This window comes from Paenibacillus terrae (genome assembly GCF_000943545.1).
Lineage (GTDB): Bacteria > Bacillota > Bacilli > Paenibacillales > Paenibacillaceae > Paenibacillus > Paenibacillus terrae_A.
In genome coordinates, this window is sequence record NZ_JTHP01000091.1 from 1 (window position 1) to 15,547 (window position 15,547).

A 15,547-nucleotide genomic window follows, 5' to 3' on the forward strand; every position below is an offset into this window, starting at 1 on the left:
AATGCTAGCGATTCTTCTTTATATAAAGAAGAAATCTTTATTTTCATCATCCATTTGTTCAGTTTTCAAAGAACTTGTCTGTCCTCGTTTCTTCAACGGGTCAGTAATTAGATCATACCATGTTGGTTGCTTTCTTGTCAAATCTTTTTTTGATTTTCTTTTCAGCATCCTTCGCTTCGAGAAATGTTATTCTCAAAGCAACGTCTAATAATGTAACATGCCTAAAGTTATTTAGCAAGCATTTTTTTAACTTCTTTTTCCGTAGCTATTATACCTCCTATCTATACAGTAGATAACAAAACAGCCACCCCGTACCGAAACGGAATGGCTGTGCTCCTTGCAAACTAATTATTCTTGTTCCAGCAGTCTGATGAACTCATTCTCATCTTCTATGGTATCAATTCCGAGCTGTTGGGCCTTGGCTAGTTTACTGCCCGCTTTTTCACCAGCTATGACTAGATCCGTCTTTTTCGATACAGACCCGGTCACATGGGCGCCCAGTGCCTCCAGCTTGGCAGCAGCTTCCTCACGCGTAAGCTGATGCAGGGTACCTGTAAGCACAACCGTTTTGCCACTGAAAAAGCTGTCTGTCTTCTTCTCCTGAGGAGCTTCGGGAGCCTGAGCCTTTACCCCTAGGGATAACATCTTTTCAATTCCCGCTTGGGTAAATGGATCAGCAAAGAAGGCAACGATACTCTCAGCTACAATCCCGCCTACATCTGGCAACTCTATTAATTCCTCCACCGTAGCGGACATGGCCTTGTGCAAATCACGGTAATGCTCAGCCAGCATGCGCGTAGTCGCTTTACCGGTATTCGGTATACCGAGGGCATAAAGGAATGAAGCCAAATCCCTTTCTTTACTCTTCTCAAGCGCTGCCAGAAGGTTATTGGCTTTTTTCTCACCAAATCGCTCCAGCTTTACAAGATCATCGAATTGAAGTGTATACAGATCCGCAGGCTCGCGCACTTCCAGTTCGTCATGCAACTGGATTGCCGTTTTGTCGCTGAAGGTTTCAATATCCATTGCGTCACGTGACGCAAAGTGGGAAATACGAGCCACAATCTGCGGCTTACAGCCCAGCTTATTATCACAGAATAAATGAGCCCCTCGCTGCTGCAACGGGAATCCACAGGCTGGACAATGATCCGGTACGATAATTTCCTCTCCGTCGTCCTCAGACGTAACTTTTCCTAAAATTTCCGGAATGACATCATTCGAACGGCGGATAAACACACGAGCACCCAAAGCGAACTTCAGATTTTTTCGCTCGATATCCCCAGCATTGTTCAGTGTACAATTTTGTACGGTGACTCCCGCCAGCTCTACCGCTTCTACCCTTGCCAGTGGAGTAATTTTACCCGTGCGACCTACATTCCACTCAACAGAGTTAAGCACCGTGGTCGTTTCCTCCGCCTCGAACTTATAAGCCACCGCCCAGCGCGGAAATTTATCAGTGTAGCCTAGAACCTCACGCGTGCGCATATCTGTAATTTTCAGTACCGCCCCGTCAATGAGATAATCCAGTCCGGCTCGAGACTCTTCGATATCAGCCAGTTGTTCCATAGCATCATCAAAATCGTCAAAGTAAGTCAGATACGGATTCACCTTAAAATGATTGTCACGCAGGAAAGTCATCATCTCCAGGTGGCTGCTAAACTGGATTCGGTCCGCGTAGCCCACATTGTAGAAAAATGCATTCAGCCGTCGCTCTGCTGTTGTTTTGGGATTCAAATTACGCAGAGCACCTGCTGCGGCGTTGCGTGCATTTTTAAGAGGGTCCACAGCGGTCTCATTATATTTGGTCAGCACAGACAGATTCATAATGCCTTCTCCCTGTACTTCAATGGTCCCATCCTGAAAAGGAATCGTAAGCGGCACGGATTTAATGGTTTTCACCTGTGCCAGTATTCCCTCGCCCACCACGCCATTGCCGCGCGTAGAGGCCTGTACCAGCTTCCCGTCGGTATAAGTCAGATTCAGCGTCAGTCCATCAAATTTAAGCTCTATCGCATATCCTGGAGGCGGTAAAGGCTGCTCCGGGTTCTTGGTGTTGTAATCGTTGACCAGTTTCACGACACGCGCGTTCCAGGCACGCAGCTGCTCCACATTCTGTGCTTTATCCAAGCTCCATAATGGGGCCAGATGGCGATGCGGTGTGAAGCCTTTGAGTAACTCCCCGCCCACACGCTGTGTCGGCGAATCCGGCAGCACAAGACCGCTCGTCTGTTCAAGCGCTACCAGCTCGTCATAAAGCACATCATATTCTTTGTCGCTGATCTTGGGCTCATCCAGTGTGTAGTAATGATAATTATATGTGTTCAGCTCAGCAACAAGCTGCTCCATCCTGTGCATTGGGTTCATGCAGGCGTATCCCTCCGGGAACTTCATCAGGGCAGAGGCCTAAGCCAAGCTGCCACTGTGAGGTTCGAGATTTAATGATGTTTGAGATTTATTCTACTTTTGTAATAGGTGCAAAGCCAGCCAGCAGGCGTTTAACTCCTACCGGAGCCGGGAAAGCGATCTGAAGCTCCATATCATTGCCTGTACCTTTTACAGCTACAATGGTTCCAATTCCCCACTTGCCATGCTGTACCTTGTCTCCGGCAGCAAAAATGGAGGGACCTCCTGCCGAAGCAGCCGGAGTTGGTTTGGCAGATGAAGATGTCGTTACTGTTACGCGGGGCGACGCGGAAGCGGACGAACCACTGCGGCTCATCGTATCAAAGGAACGTTCTCCGCCAAAGTTACTGCCGCTGGTTTTACCGAGTCCACGTCCGCCATAAGAGCCGCCTACATTGCCTGAGCGGCGATAGCGGTCACGTTTGATAATTGTATCCTCTTTGAGCTCATCCGGAATCTCTTCGAGAAAGCGAGACGGCGGATTAGCTGTAGTACGGCCAAACAACGTGCGCATCTGTGCGCATGTAAGGAACAGTTGCTCCTCTGCACGGGTAATCCCGACATACGCCAACCTGCGCTCTTCCTCCAGCTCTTCATTATCCAAAAAGGCCCGACTGTGAGGGAATACCCCCTCCTCCATACCGACAATAAATACGATTGGGAACTCCAGTCCTTTTGCGCTATGCATGGTCATCAATACAACCGCATCGCTTTGTTCCTCTTCATCGTCATTCATGGAATCAATATCCGCGATAAGAGCAAGATCGGTCAGGAAGGAGACGAGTGACTTGTCCTCCGCTCCTTTTTCAAATTCCATCGTTACTGACAGGAACTCATCAATATTCTCCAGACGTGAGCGTGATTCGAGCGTATTCTCGTTTTGCAGCTCCAGTCGATACTGGCTGGTTTCCAGCATTTTTTCCGTTAACTCGGTGACCGAGAGATAGTCCACCATCCGACTTAAGCCTTCGATCATATCGTAAAACTCGACAAGCGCATTACGCGTACGTCCGGCAAAGCCCAAATCGTCTACCACCTGCAACACACGGAAAATAGAAACTCCACGCTCCGCTGCGGCTGCCTGCAATTTACCGACCGTTGTATCCCCGATACTCCGTTTTGGCACATTAATGATTCGGATCAAGCTGATATCGTCATCAGGATTGGAGAGCAGACGAAGGTACGCCAGCAAGTCCTTAATCTCTTTGCGATCATAGAACTTGATGCCGCCAACGATCTGGTACGGAATATCCGATTTGATCAAAATTTCCTCGACAACCCGTGACTGAGCATTGGTACGGTACAAAATAGCATGATGGCTATAGGTTTTGCCTGCATTGATATTTTTATGAATTTCCGAGGCGATAAAATAGCCCTCATCATGCTCCGAGTCAGCCCGGTAAACTTTAATCTTGGCCCCGCCTTCTTTGTCGGTCCATAGTTTCTTCGGCTTGCGGCCCGTATTTTGCCCAATCACTTCATTGGCGGCATTCAGAATATTCGAGGTTGACCGATAGTTTTGCTCCAGCAAAATGGTACGTGCTTCCGGGTAGTCCTCTTCAAAGTTCAAAATGTTGCTGATATCCGCCCCGCGCCAACGATAGATGGACTGATCGCTGTCACCTACTACGCAAATTCGGTGATGCTGGTCAGCCAGCATTTTACACAGCATGTACTGCGCACGGTTCGTATCCTGATATTCATCGACATGAATGTATTGGAATTTCTTCTGATAGAAATCCAGTACCTCAGGCACTTCTTTAAATAGTTGAATCGTTGCCATAATCAGATCATCAAAATCCAGAGAGTTGTTGTTTTTGAGTCGTTGTTGGTATTTGGTATATACCTTCGCCACAATCCCCTCAAAATAGTCGCCAATCTTGCGCTCATACATTTCAGGAGTGACCAGTTCATTTTTAGCTGTGCTCATCATGGACTGAACCGCTTTGGGTTCGAACTTTTTGGTGTCTATGTTCAGATCCTTCATGCAGCTCCGAATGACAGACAACTGATCTGTAGAATCGAGAATGCTGAAATTGGAGGTAAATCCAATCCGCTCGATATCTCGACGCAAAATACGCACACACATGGAGTGAAAGGTGGATACCCACACATCTCTCCCCTGCGGGCCAATCAGCTTGGATACGCGATCCTGCATTTCACGCGCGGCCTTGTTCGTAAAGGTAATTGCCAAAATGCCCCATGGAGCCGTCTTGCGGGTCGCGATGAGGTAGGCAATCCGGTGCGTGAGCACCCGGGTCTTTCCACTGCCTGCGCCAGCCATAATCAGCAACGGTCCGTCTATCGCCTCCACTGCCTGACGCTGAGGCGGATTGAGGCGGGCTACAGCCTCGTGTATATCTATTGATTGCATGCGTGCATGCTCCTTTCTACAAGCTTCCATAAAATCACGTTCTATACTTCCAACTTCACAGCTACCGTCTCCAGTGCTTTCGCCAAGTCACGGTAAATGATGTTCCCTACTACAATGGTGTCACAAACGGCAGCCGCTTGTAACGCGGTAGATTTATCCACGATACCCCCTCCATATAGGACACGGGCGCGCTCCGTACTGCGATGTATTTTTTGTACCAGTTCCATATCTCCAAAGGCACCGCTATACTCCACATATACAATCGGCAGATGCATGAGCTTGTCAGCAACCTCTGCATATGAAGCGGCAGATGAAGCATCGAGTGATGCATCCGCTCCGGTAAGCTTGGCCACCGTGGAATCACCATTCAAAACAATATATCCTTCTGTCACAAGTAAATCCCAAGGGATCATATAACCAAACTGCTCAATCGCACGCTGGTGCTGTCCTACGATCCAATTACTGTCAGTGGTATTGAGCACCATTGGAATCATATACAGATCAAACCCTGGCACCACAGCCTCCAGATCGGACACTTCAAGCACACACGGTACCTCATAACGCCGGATTCGCGACAGCAAATCCACCGTATTTTCATAGGTAACGCCCGACGAGCCTCCTACCATAATGGCATCCGTACCAGACATGCACACGGCATCCAGTCCCTCATCGTCCAGTTCCTTGTCAGGGTCCAGCTTAAATACATGCCTCCATGATTGAATCGAATCTGCCAACACACATTCCTCCAGCATCCATTGTGCTTTTGCCACGATCCGGTCTAACCGGATTCCAATATCCAAAAGCGTTCTATGCTAAGTCTATGACAGTGCTCAAAAGGTGTCAATGTTCGTATTCGATGGGAACACTCCGTTCACACATCTCAAGGCCGCAACGCATACAGCCAACTGCGTTTTTGGAGTTCCTTTTCCGTTAAAACATCCGTATAGAATCCGCGCACACCCATCTGTTCGTAATCAGCGGCATCTTTTAGATCGTTAATTGTATTTACGTAACACACCGCCCCCGCCTGCCGCAAGCTTTCCACTAAAGCACCACTAACTCTGTTCTCCGGTAAAGTCACTGCTGTTATATCGTTTTGTTGTACAAACCGGATGATTTGGTCGTCCGTATCTTGTGTCGCATAGAGCGTATAAATAATTGAGGTATAGGGATAAATGCTCCGCAGCGTTCGCAGCATTTCTTCGTCATAAATTTGCGGGACAATGCGGGACAAAAGATCCGGATTTTTGTCCTGTGCCTGACGGGTCAGTTGCGCAAATAACTGTTTTATTTGGGCTGGGTCCTGTTCTTTCGTATCCGTCACGACATAGGCATCCGGGTATTTCTCCAATAGATCCAATACATCATTCCAGTCCACCGGGGTGTAGGAACCATGTATGGGGGTGTTTTTGAATTGCTCGTAGCTCCAGGGCTTCCCGCCCTGTTCTGTACTAACTACCTGCTTCTGCTGCATTTGCTCTGTAAAAGACTCCGTCCATTCATGGCGCGCCGCCAAATGTCCGTCCGAAGTAAACATCAGGTCGACCTCAAATACGCGGCTGCCTTTTTTATAATTATTCACAAACGCTTCACGCGCATTGGTATAGGCTAAACCGTCAACGGCTCCCATAGCATGCGAAATCACACGATGGGTGGTAAAACCGGTATGCTCCTCCGTGGATTGCCCTCTGTAAGCCAATAAAAACGTGCCAATCAACATTAATAGAATTACCGCCGCAATCAGTCGTTTCATAGGGTGTCACATCCTTTTCGTACAGGTCAATACCCTGCATCCACTCTCTCAAAACAACTCTGTATAAGCTGAACAAAAAAATGTACATATAAAACGGAGTAGGTAGAATGGTGCTGTACAAGCGAGGCGGGGGCGATGGAAAACACCATCCGTCTGCGCAGTGGCACGATAGGTAACTTTTAAGTTCAGCTTATATAGACACAAAAACACCCTCCGGCTGAACCGAAGGGTGAATCTGGATTAATACGCATTCTTGAAACCGTTGCGGATGGTACGGAAAATAATTTTAATATCGAATAAGAGCGACCAATTCTCAATATAGAAAATATCATGCTTAATCCGTTCCTCAATGGACGTGTCACCACGCAACCCGTTGCTCTGTGCCCAGCCTGTAATACCGGGACGAACATGGTGCTTCACCATATATTTTGGAATTTCCTCACGGAACTGATCCACGTAATACGGACGTTCCGGGCGGGGGCCGACGACGCTCATATCTCCTAGCAACACATTGAAAAACTGTGGCAGCTCATCGAGACTCGTTTTACGAATAAAGGTGCCAAAACGCGTTCGACGTGGGTCATTAGCCGTCGTCCAGCCTGTATCGTCAGTCCCGGGTGGTAGTACCTTCATTGAGCGGAATTTGTACATCATGAAGGTACGCCGATTCAAGCCCACCCGCTCCTGTTTGAAAATGACTGGGCCTCTCGATGTCGTCATCACGCCAATCGCCACTGCCAGCATAACCGGAGAAGTCAGAATAATAGCGAACAATGAGAACAGAATATCGAACGAACGCTTAAACAATCGGTTCCCCGCCACATCCAGCGGAATATCCCGTACATTGATCATTGGCATGCCTGCAAAGTTATCAAAATACGGTCGAGCTGGCAGATAATCAAAAAAGTCAGGAATAATGAGCGTACGTACCCCTGCCTTTTCACACATGTTGATAATCTTGGGGTACTTATCATGCGCATCCAGTGGAAGAGCCAAAATCACCTCATCAATCATCATGCTCGACAGCGTAGCTTCTAACTGATCCAAGCCGCCAAGGATTGGGCGGAAGTGCTCTTCTTCCTCTTCATCCCAGTGGCGCTTATCATCCAGAAAACCCACCACTTCATATCCCAGATCAGGATACTGTCCAAGATTATGATAAAATCGTTGGCCCAGCGAACCTGCCCCGAGAATGAGCATGAACTGCTTGTTGTAGCCTTTTTGGCGGAGAACTTTAAGTACCTGTTTCAAAAAATATCGATAAAATAAAATAAGCAGTACGTTCCCAAACATATAGATCGCCAGATAGGACCGTGAAATGTCGATTTGCTTCACGAAAAACATGACACTCAACAGCACGAACAGGCCAACAATATGAATCTGGGTGACGCGAAATACGTCGTCTGCAAACCGTTTTTTGCGTTTGGGTGAATAGAGAGAGAATAACATCCCCAGCACCACGGCAATCAGACCGTAGATTAAGCTCCAGCCTCCATATACTTGAATAGGAAGCGGCTCTTGATAGGTAATCCATTCACTTTCAAATTTGAAGAACCAGGCGATCAAAAAGGAGAGCTGAATGACCGCGAAATCCGCCACAATATACAATTGGGTTAAAAAACGTTGATTTCTGCGTATCATGCTTTCACCTCGGTACGAGATTGTTCGCCGCCGTCCGGCTTGGCCGGTGCAGTGAGCTTATTTTTCAAAAAGGCCATTCCAAATTTCACCGTAATTCCCGCGTATACAGCCATGTTCGTGATCCAGCTGTACTGCTGTTTATAATGCTTGCGGTGGAAGACCCACATCGCTCTATGAAACTCGTAAATAATTTTCAAAGGACGACGACGAGCGCTGCCTCCTTTGATATGAATAATATATGTGCGCGGATAGTAGTAAATGCCCCATCCCGCCTGCTTAATCCGGTAACACCAGTCAATGTCCTCACCATACATGAAGAATGTTTCGTCCAAGCCGCCGACCTGCTCAATCGTCTCCCGACGCACCAGCATAAAAGCACCCACCAGCACATCCACTGGATACTCATCATCCGGGCTTAAGTGCCCGAGCTGGTATTGATTGTACTTCGGGTTATCCGGGTAACGCTTCGACCAGCCGAAGGCGTAATAAAAGGAGGCAGACGGCGTTGGAAACCCGCGCTTGCAGGCCTTATCCAGCGAACCATCCGGCAAAATGACCTTGCAGCCCGATGCTCCTATCTCCGGATGCGTGTCCATGAACCGAATCATCGTATCGAGCGTGTGCGGTTGCACCAACGTATCGGAATTCAGCAACAATACGTAACGCCCGCCCGCTACCTCGATGCCCTGATTGTTTGCCTTAGCAAAACCTGTGTTATCCTCATTGGCAATCAACGTAATCTCCGGATATGCAGCACGAATGGCTTCCACAGACCCATCATTGGAGTGATTGTCGATAACAATCACTTCATATCGATATTGCGTCTCTGACGCATACACCGACTGCAAACAATCCAGCGTCAAACGGCATGTATTATAGTTGACGACCAGTATGCTTACATCCATATTTAAAACGCTCCTGACAAATTCAGTAATCTATTCTACTATCGACTATTATAGCATACCCCCGCAGGGCGCGGGACGCAAAAAAGCACATAACTTGTAACCTTACACAGTTAGCAGGATTTTGAAAAATTCGATTCCAGCCGCTTAAAAGTGCAAATATAGACGAACGAAAACGTTTCGATCTATATATTGTTCATTGGAAATCGCTTATTAGATTTTTGTAAAATCCTCGGTTGAGGTATAAAAATCATCGTGGTAAGATATACATGGAAAAAGGGCTGGTGCCAGCCAGCCCCTGCGCAACCAACGCTCCAAGAGCGGACGGTTTTGGAACAATCAGGCCGAAAATAGACCCTTCCTTGCGGGGGCGGTCTATTTTCGTTTGTTAAACTCTAACAGTGTGACGATCAACGCCCCGAACGTCAGCATTAAACTGAGCGCCTCAAACACTGTCACAGGCTTCACCCCCCTCCTCGGGAGAGTTAGCCGACCACCCTTGCCAGCCTATATCGGTTGCACTCTTCAATTATACTATATTTTTCCATAAAGGAACATGCATTCGATGGTTTTTTATCTAGCATTCATTGTACCTTTGATTATTTGACGCTTATATATGGAAAAAAGTTTCAATATTTTTCTTTCCATACCTTTATAACTTCCCCAGTATGAAAACTAGCTTATAGATCCAGTTGTCCATTTGTGACTGTCTATAAAATGGAGATTGCCAAATGTATTCCACACGGTAAAATAACCCCTTTTGATAGCTGTTCAGGAACTGATCAATATCTTTATACATTCGAGGAGACAGGTCTTGTCCATACAGTTGAATGAACTGTCGGGCTTGTTTGCTTAGAATATAGCGATTTTTTCCTTTTACAAATCTGTTCAGCCTTTTTCTCCACTTGCTTGCCCATCCATCCGTAGAGCCCCCAAGCACATTATTTTGATGCTGCCGATATAAAATGGAGGGTTTGGGGTCGAAGACAACCTCTCCTAAAGCGGATACACATAAGTAAATCCACCAGTCATGCATAATAACGTTTTTCAAAGAAGCTGGAATTTTCTTCTTCACTAATTGGAGAGCTTGTTTGTTGATCACCATGGTACAACCTACACATACATTCTCAATTAAAGCATTATAAAAAGACAAAGGTTTAGGAATATTTGCTGGCCATACCTTAAGAGGTTCCAACGTGTGAGAAACCATTTGCGTGGCAGAACAGTACATCAACGGTCGGCCCTCCTCTTTTTCATTAAGAAGAGATACCGCTTGGGCAAGCTTGTTCGGCATCCACACATCGTCCTGATCACAGAATGCGTAATAATCGAATGTCTCAGACGATCTTTGAATGAGATTAAAAAAACTTTCAATTACCCCTTTGTTGCTTTCAGGACATAAAATGATTTGGTGAGGATGTTGCTGCTTCAGAGCATTCAACTTAACGACTGTACTATCCGTAGAGCCATCATCACGAATTAGAATCTGAATATCTACGTCTTTTTGATTTAGCAAGCTTTCAATTTGTTCCTCTAGATAAACTGCTCCATTATATGTAGATAATAAAATTTGTACGCTGGGCCTGTTCAGAATGATGCCCTCCTTATAGCTGAGTATGGATTGAATTATAAACATTATAATACTCATTGAATTGGGTCGACATATGTCTCCACATAATAAAATCTCCCAATCAAAACATGATGGGAGATCGCTGTAGATATAGTGTACCTTTATTTGCTGGAACTTGCCAGATACTCTTTTAGAAAATCCCGCAGTCCCTCACGCCAAGCGCGCAAATCATTTAATCCATTTGTTCGAATCGCAATATGCTCCATTACGGAATTACGCGGACGAACTGCGGGTCTGGGGAATTGCTCTGTGCTGCACGGCTCCAGCTTTGCTGTGATCTTGGCATCTAATATTTCCGCCGCATCCTGCAAGATCGCTTGCGTAAACTCATACCAGGTACAGGAACCGCTATTGGACGCATGATATACACCATACTTCTCGGTTTGAACCAACTCAGCTAAAAAGCGAGCCAAATCCACCGTATAAGTAGGTGAACCTTTCTGATCGTTCACAACCTGAAGCTGCGGCTTTTCCTGTCCAAGCTTCAGCATTGTTTTAACGAAATTATTCCCATGCAGTCCATACACCCAAGACGTACGAACAATAAAGTACCTGGAGGAAAGTGTCTGAGTCAATATCTCTCCCGCTCGTTTGGACTTTCCGTAGATGCTCTGCGGATTTGTATTATCATACTCATGGTATGGTTGCTCCGCTGTTCCATCGAACACGTAATCCGTGCTGATATAAACTAGCTTGGCACCTGCTTTTTCTGCGGCCAGTGCCATATTACGTGTTCCTGCCGCATTTACCTGATAAGCCCCATCTACATCGGACTCCGCTGCATCCACTGCCGTATACGCTGCACAGTGGATGACAGCGTCAGGTTGATATTGTCCTACGATCTTCACAGCTTGCTCCAAATTCGTTATATCTAGCTGTTCCCGATCGTATCCAAGGACATCATGTCCTTGCTCCTGAAAAACCTTTTCTACGTCTTTACCAAGTTGACCGGATGCTCCAGTAACCAGTACCTTCATCTTACGCATCCCCCAGACGGGCACCATACTGCTTAGCATAATATTGTTGATATTCGCCGGATTGGATGCGTGTCCACCATTCTTTGTTGTCCAAATACCAACGAATGGTTTCTTTAATACCCGTTTCAAAAGAGTGTTTTGGCTTCCAACCCAGCTCATTCATCGTTTTGGTCGGGTCAATACCATACCGACGGTCATGGCCCGGACGATCCTGTACATACGAAATCAGAGATTCTGGCTTGCCCAGCTCCTCCAATACCGTTTTGACAATGTGTACATTGGTCCGCTCATTATTTCCACCAATATTGTATACCTCACCAAGCTTACCCTGATGAATGACCAGATCAATTGCGCTGCAATGATCCTCTACATATAACCAATCACGGATGTTCAAGCCATCTCCGTACACAGGAAGCTGTTGGTCGCTCAACGCACGTGAGATCATAAGCGGAATCAGCTTTTCCGGGAACTGGTACGGGCCATAGTTGTTGGAACAACGTGTGATATTCACGGGTAGACCAAAGGTCTCATGATATGCACGAACCAACAAATCGCCGCCTGCCTTGGACGCAGAGTAAGGACTATTAGGTTGCAGTGGAGTTTCCTCCGTAAACAAGCCAGTTTCACCCAGAGAGCCATACACCTCGTCTGTCGAAACCTGAACAAACTTGGTCGCATTATACTTTTTTGCTGCGTCTAGTAGCACCTGCGTACCCAGTACATTTGTTTTTACAAAAACTTCGGGTTCCAAAATACTCCGATCTACATGCGACTCCGCTGCAAAATTCACCACCACGTCAATTCCCTGCTGCATCAGTTGGTCAATCGCTTGTGCATCAGTAATATCTGCTTTGACAAAGGTATGTTTAGGGTGATTTTCAATGGCTTTCAAATTTTCCAGATTGCCTGCATACGTGAGCGCATCCACATTCACAATTTCGTAATCTGGATGCTGCTCCAGCATATACAACACAAAGTTACTGCCAATAAATCCGGCACCGCCGGTGACAAGAAGTTTCATACAGTCCTCCTAAACCGTGCTTTAATACATATAGAATATGCTTCTTGAACTAATAAGAAACAAAGATGAGTTTATTATTGGTTCAACTGTGTATATAACTGCGGCTAAGTCCTTTAATCAAAATTAATGTCTGCATCGGCTAGTACTGGATGCTTCTGATCCTTCTCCGAAAGAATAGCATGAGAAGTCGGCCAGTCAATTCCCAGTGCAGGATCATTCCACAGTATTCCACGATCATTTTCAGGTGAATAATATTCGTCTACCTTATACAGCACCTGGGTATTGGGAACAAGCGTACAGAATCCATGAGCAAAGCCTTTAGGTACCAGTAACTGACGTCTATTATGCTCGCTCAAAATCACTCCAACCCATTGACCGAATGTTGGAGAACTTTTACGAATATCCAAAATAACATCGTATATGGCTCCAGAAATCACACGAATGAGTTTGGTCTGTGCTTTAGGATTAAGCTGATAATGCAATCCGCGAATCACGCCAGTTTCTACAGATAGGGACTGATTATCCTGAATAAAAACATGATTAATTCCGTTTTGTTTCATGATTTGCTCATTGTAACTTTCCATAAAAAAACCACGGTGATCACCATGAACCACGGGTTCAATGATTTTTACACCAGAAAGTAGTTCCTTTTTTATCATTCACCGAAACCTCCAACATCTTGAGTATATACTTTCATTTATGATTACTATAAAATTAATAAGCACACTATATTGGGAGGGAATATGCTTTTGAATTTATCGAGAGTTAATAAAAATTTTGTTTGGTCCTATTTGTTTTTGATGTGGCTACTTATCCCGATTCTAATACTGTTTAAAGTCGATTCTTACTATATTTCCATTTTATTCAGTCTAAATATTGCGCAGTCATTTGTCATAGGTGCCACATACATTTTACACATTAGTGGTATCTTAACATATGCAAAGAATGAAATAATGGTGCAATACCTAGCTTTTGGCGGTTATCTAGTTGGGTTTATATTCATTTATGCCTTCCTCCAAAGGGAACATTTCATTTATTATTGGGATTTCTCAGCCTATTGGAACACATCCATACAATTTAATAACCTTTTAAGCACAGATTTTATAGCAGCCTCTAAACAAATCTATGCAAGCATTTTAAGAGACGATTATTCCGTTTTCCCAACAGTCTTTCTGGCCTTACCTTTGAAGTTCTTAGGTACAAGCTACATGAGTTTTGTCTTGGCAATCTACACCTGCTTCTTATATCCTTCTTGTTTAATACTTTTCTTATTGTGTATCAAGATTGCTGACCAAATTCAGCTAAACACAAAATTGAACGTTTTTATGATATTCATACTTACATTTACCTTTCCAATTATGATAGCTCCTATGTTAGGTGGATATCTGGATTCTATAGGACTTATTTTTATTTGCTTGTCCTTAGCTATATTATTTAATAATGATTTTGAACGCTTAAATTTAAAAGCCGTTTTACTCTTAGCTGCTTGCCTGGTACTACTAACATTTACAAGAAGATGGTACGGGTTTTGGATTGTCTCTTTCTTTGGTTCAATCAGTATCGCCTTTCTATTCAAATGGATTCTCGAAAAGGATTTCCGCTTTAAACAGCTTTGGCAAGTTATTTTGAATTTTTTCATTATAGGAGCTTCAAGTGCATTATTTCTTGTCATATTCTTCAATGAATTTATTCAAAGAGCACTATCAAATAACTTTAAGAACGCCTACTCGGCTTATTATTTTGGTGACGTCATAAGTAATCTGCAAAATTTATTTTATCATTATGGGGCCTTCATTTTCTTTATAGCTCTTATCGGTTTCATAGGCTTGTTATTAATTAGCAGAACTCGGTATCTTTCAATCTTTTTAGTTACGAACCTATTCATTACTTACTTTCTTTTTACAAGGATCCAAAGCTTGGCTTCTCAGCATTATTATCTTCTTACAGTAAACATTTTAATTTTATTTGTTTGTGGCGTCATTCTTATACTAAACTATTTGTCCAAGATAAAGTATGCAAAAAGTGCTTTCTTAGTTATTCTGGCCTATTTAGTGCTTTGTAATTTCATAGTTACTTTTACTAATCTAAATGCACGACCTGTTACCTATTTCTCATCCTTATTTAGTGATTTCAAGCAAACACCTAGAGTAAGAACGGATATACCTGTTCTGAAGCAGTTAACGACTTATCTTAAAGAAATTTCATCAGAACAGCATAAAGTATATGTTCTATCGAGTTCAGGCATTCTTAATGATGACATACTCAGACAGATTGAAATGCCTGAAAACAACAATGCTCTTCCATTTATGAACCTGACACATCACGTTGATTTAAGAGATGGGTTCCCGGTCTCATTCTTTGAGTCTGATTATGTTGTTATCGCCTTACCTGTACAATACCATTTGGGTGAAAGTGGCCAAAAAGTCATAGGTATACTTGCAGAAGAAGTGATAAACGGATCTCTTAAAAATAATTATAAACCTTTAAACAGTTATAATCTTGATAATAACGTAAAAGCCATAGTGTTGAAAAAGACATCAGAGATTTCAAATGAAAAAGTTGAACTTATACGCTCTCAATTCAAAAAAATATACCCTGATAATCCCGATCTTTTCTAATTCAATACTGATGTCTATTGGATATTTAAAAAGCCCTCGACTATATTTGAGGGCTTTTTTTGAAGTTAATTATGAAGCATTTTTAGGGGGTTGCTTTTGTTTTATGAGAACTACCAAAACTGAATTTTTTACCGATTAGGAAAGGTAAAAACCTATTAAATATCTCTATAAAAAGAATACAACTTAAAAAAACAAGTACAGTAGAAATAACAACAAAAGAAATTCCGT

General features: G+C 44.2%; 12 protein-coding genes. 1 reads left to right on the top strand and 11 read right to left on the bottom strand.

The window, feature by feature from the left end:
• Positions 1-348: 348 nt before the first annotated feature.
• The 11 genes from ligA to rfbC all read right to left on the bottom strand — a co-directional run bounded on the left by ligA (position 349) and on the right by rfbC (position 13,360).
• Entirely contained in the window at positions 349-2,364 is a 2,016-nt protein-coding gene (ligA, locus tag QD47_RS26540; protein ID WP_044648936.1) for an NAD-dependent DNA ligase LigA, read from the bottom strand.
• 88 nt (positions 2,365-2,452) lie between these two features.
• Positions 2,453-4,777: a DNA helicase PcrA gene (gene pcrA / locus QD47_RS26545; protein WP_044648937.1), complete on the bottom strand. Its 2,325-nt coding sequence runs from the start codon at positions 4,775-4,777 to the stop codon at positions 2,453-2,455.
• Positions 4,778-4,818: 41 nt separating this feature from the next.
• Complete coding sequence (gene pcrB / locus QD47_RS26550) at positions 4,819-5,511, bottom strand: heptaprenylglyceryl phosphate synthase (RefSeq protein WP_459542286.1); 693 nt, start codon at positions 5,509-5,511, stop codon at positions 4,819-4,821.
• A 146-nt stretch (positions 5,512-5,657) separates the two neighbouring features.
• Positions 5,658-6,530, bottom strand: coding sequence for a phosphatidylinositol-specific phospholipase C/glycerophosphodiester phosphodiesterase family protein (locus tag QD47_RS26555; protein ID WP_044648938.1), 873 nt, complete (start codon positions 6,528-6,530; stop codon positions 5,658-5,660).
• A 240-nt stretch (positions 6,531-6,770) separates the two neighbouring features.
• Complete coding sequence (locus QD47_RS26560; protein ID WP_044648939.1) at positions 6,771-8,171, bottom strand: undecaprenyl-phosphate glucose phosphotransferase; 1,401 nt, start codon at positions 8,169-8,171, stop codon at positions 6,771-6,773.
• The gene (locus QD47_RS26565; protein WP_044648940.1) at positions 8,168-9,076 is read right to left on the bottom strand and encodes a glycosyltransferase family 2 protein; all 909 of its coding nucleotides are present in this window, start codon (positions 9,074-9,076) and stop codon (positions 8,168-8,170) included. The genes QD47_RS26560 and QD47_RS26565 overlap by 4 nt, the downstream gene beginning before the upstream one ends.
• 372 nt (positions 9,077-9,448) lie before the next feature.
• Complete coding sequence (locus QD47_RS33475) at positions 9,449-9,541, bottom strand: putative holin-like toxin (protein WP_219727884.1); 93 nt, start codon at positions 9,539-9,541, stop codon at positions 9,449-9,451.
• 184 nt (positions 9,542-9,725) lie between these two features.
• Positions 9,726-10,709 (bottom strand): glycosyltransferase family 2 protein, encoded by a 984-nt coding sequence (locus tag QD47_RS26570; protein WP_235332372.1) that lies wholly within the window; start codon positions 10,707-10,709, stop codon positions 9,726-9,728.
• Positions 10,710-10,804: 95 nt separating this feature from the next.
• Complete coding sequence (gene rfbD, locus QD47_RS26575) at positions 10,805-11,680, bottom strand: dTDP-4-dehydrorhamnose reductase (RefSeq protein ID WP_044648941.1); 876 nt, start codon at positions 11,678-11,680, stop codon at positions 10,805-10,807.
• Between the two features lies 1 nt (position 11,681).
• Positions 11,682-12,701: a dTDP-glucose 4,6-dehydratase gene (gene rfbB, locus QD47_RS26580; protein ID WP_044648942.1), complete on the bottom strand. Its 1,020-nt coding sequence runs from the start codon at positions 12,699-12,701 to the stop codon at positions 11,682-11,684.
• Between the two features lie 113 nt (positions 12,702-12,814).
• Positions 12,815-13,360, bottom strand: coding sequence for a dTDP-4-dehydrorhamnose 3,5-epimerase (gene rfbC / locus QD47_RS26585; protein ID WP_044648943.1), 546 nt, complete (start codon positions 13,358-13,360; stop codon positions 12,815-12,817).
• Positions 13,361-13,444: 84 nt separating this feature from the next.
• Between rfbC and QD47_RS26590 the strand changes: the two genes are divergently transcribed.
• On the top strand, positions 13,445-15,319 hold the full coding sequence (locus QD47_RS26590) for a hypothetical protein (protein WP_044648944.1): 1,875 nt from the start codon (positions 13,445-13,447) through the stop codon (positions 15,317-15,319).
• Positions 15,320-15,547 lie beyond the last annotated feature (228 nt).

Excerpts from the sequence above, each read along its gene's own strand:
- QD47_RS26570 (WP_235332372.1), bottom strand. The coding sequence starts at position 10,709 with ATGTTTATAATTCAATCCATACTCAGCTATAAGGAGGGCATCATTCTG.
- QD47_RS26555 (WP_044648938.1), bottom strand. The coding sequence starts at position 6,530 with ATGAAACGACTGATTGCGGCGGTAATTCTATTAATGTTGATTGGCACG.
- rfbD (WP_044648941.1), bottom strand. The coding sequence starts at position 11,680 with ATGAAGGTACTGGTTACTGGAGCATCCGGTCAACTTGGTAAAGACGTA.
- pcrA (WP_044648937.1), bottom strand. The coding sequence starts at position 4,777 with ATGCAATCAATAGATATACACGAGGCTGTAGCCCGCCTCAATCCGCCT.
- QD47_RS26590 (WP_044648944.1), top strand. The coding sequence starts at position 13,445 with ATGCTTTTGAATTTATCGAGAGTTAATAAAAATTTTGTTTGGTCCTAT.
- QD47_RS26565 (WP_044648940.1), bottom strand. The coding sequence starts at position 9,076 with ATGGATGTAAGCATACTGGTCGTCAACTATAATACATGCCGTTTGACG.
- rfbB (WP_044648942.1), bottom strand. The coding sequence starts at position 12,701 with ATGAAACTTCTTGTCACCGGCGGTGCCGGATTTATTGGCAGTAACTTT.
- ligA (WP_044648936.1), bottom strand. The coding sequence starts at position 2,364 with ATGAACCCAATGCACAGGATGGAGCAGCTTGTTGCTGAGCTGAACACA.
- rfbC (WP_044648943.1), bottom strand. The coding sequence starts at position 13,360 with ATGATAAAAAAGGAACTACTTTCTGGTGTAAAAATCATTGAACCCGTG.
- QD47_RS26560 (WP_044648939.1), bottom strand. The coding sequence starts at position 8,171 with ATGATACGCAGAAATCAACGTTTTTTAACCCAATTGTATATTGTGGCG.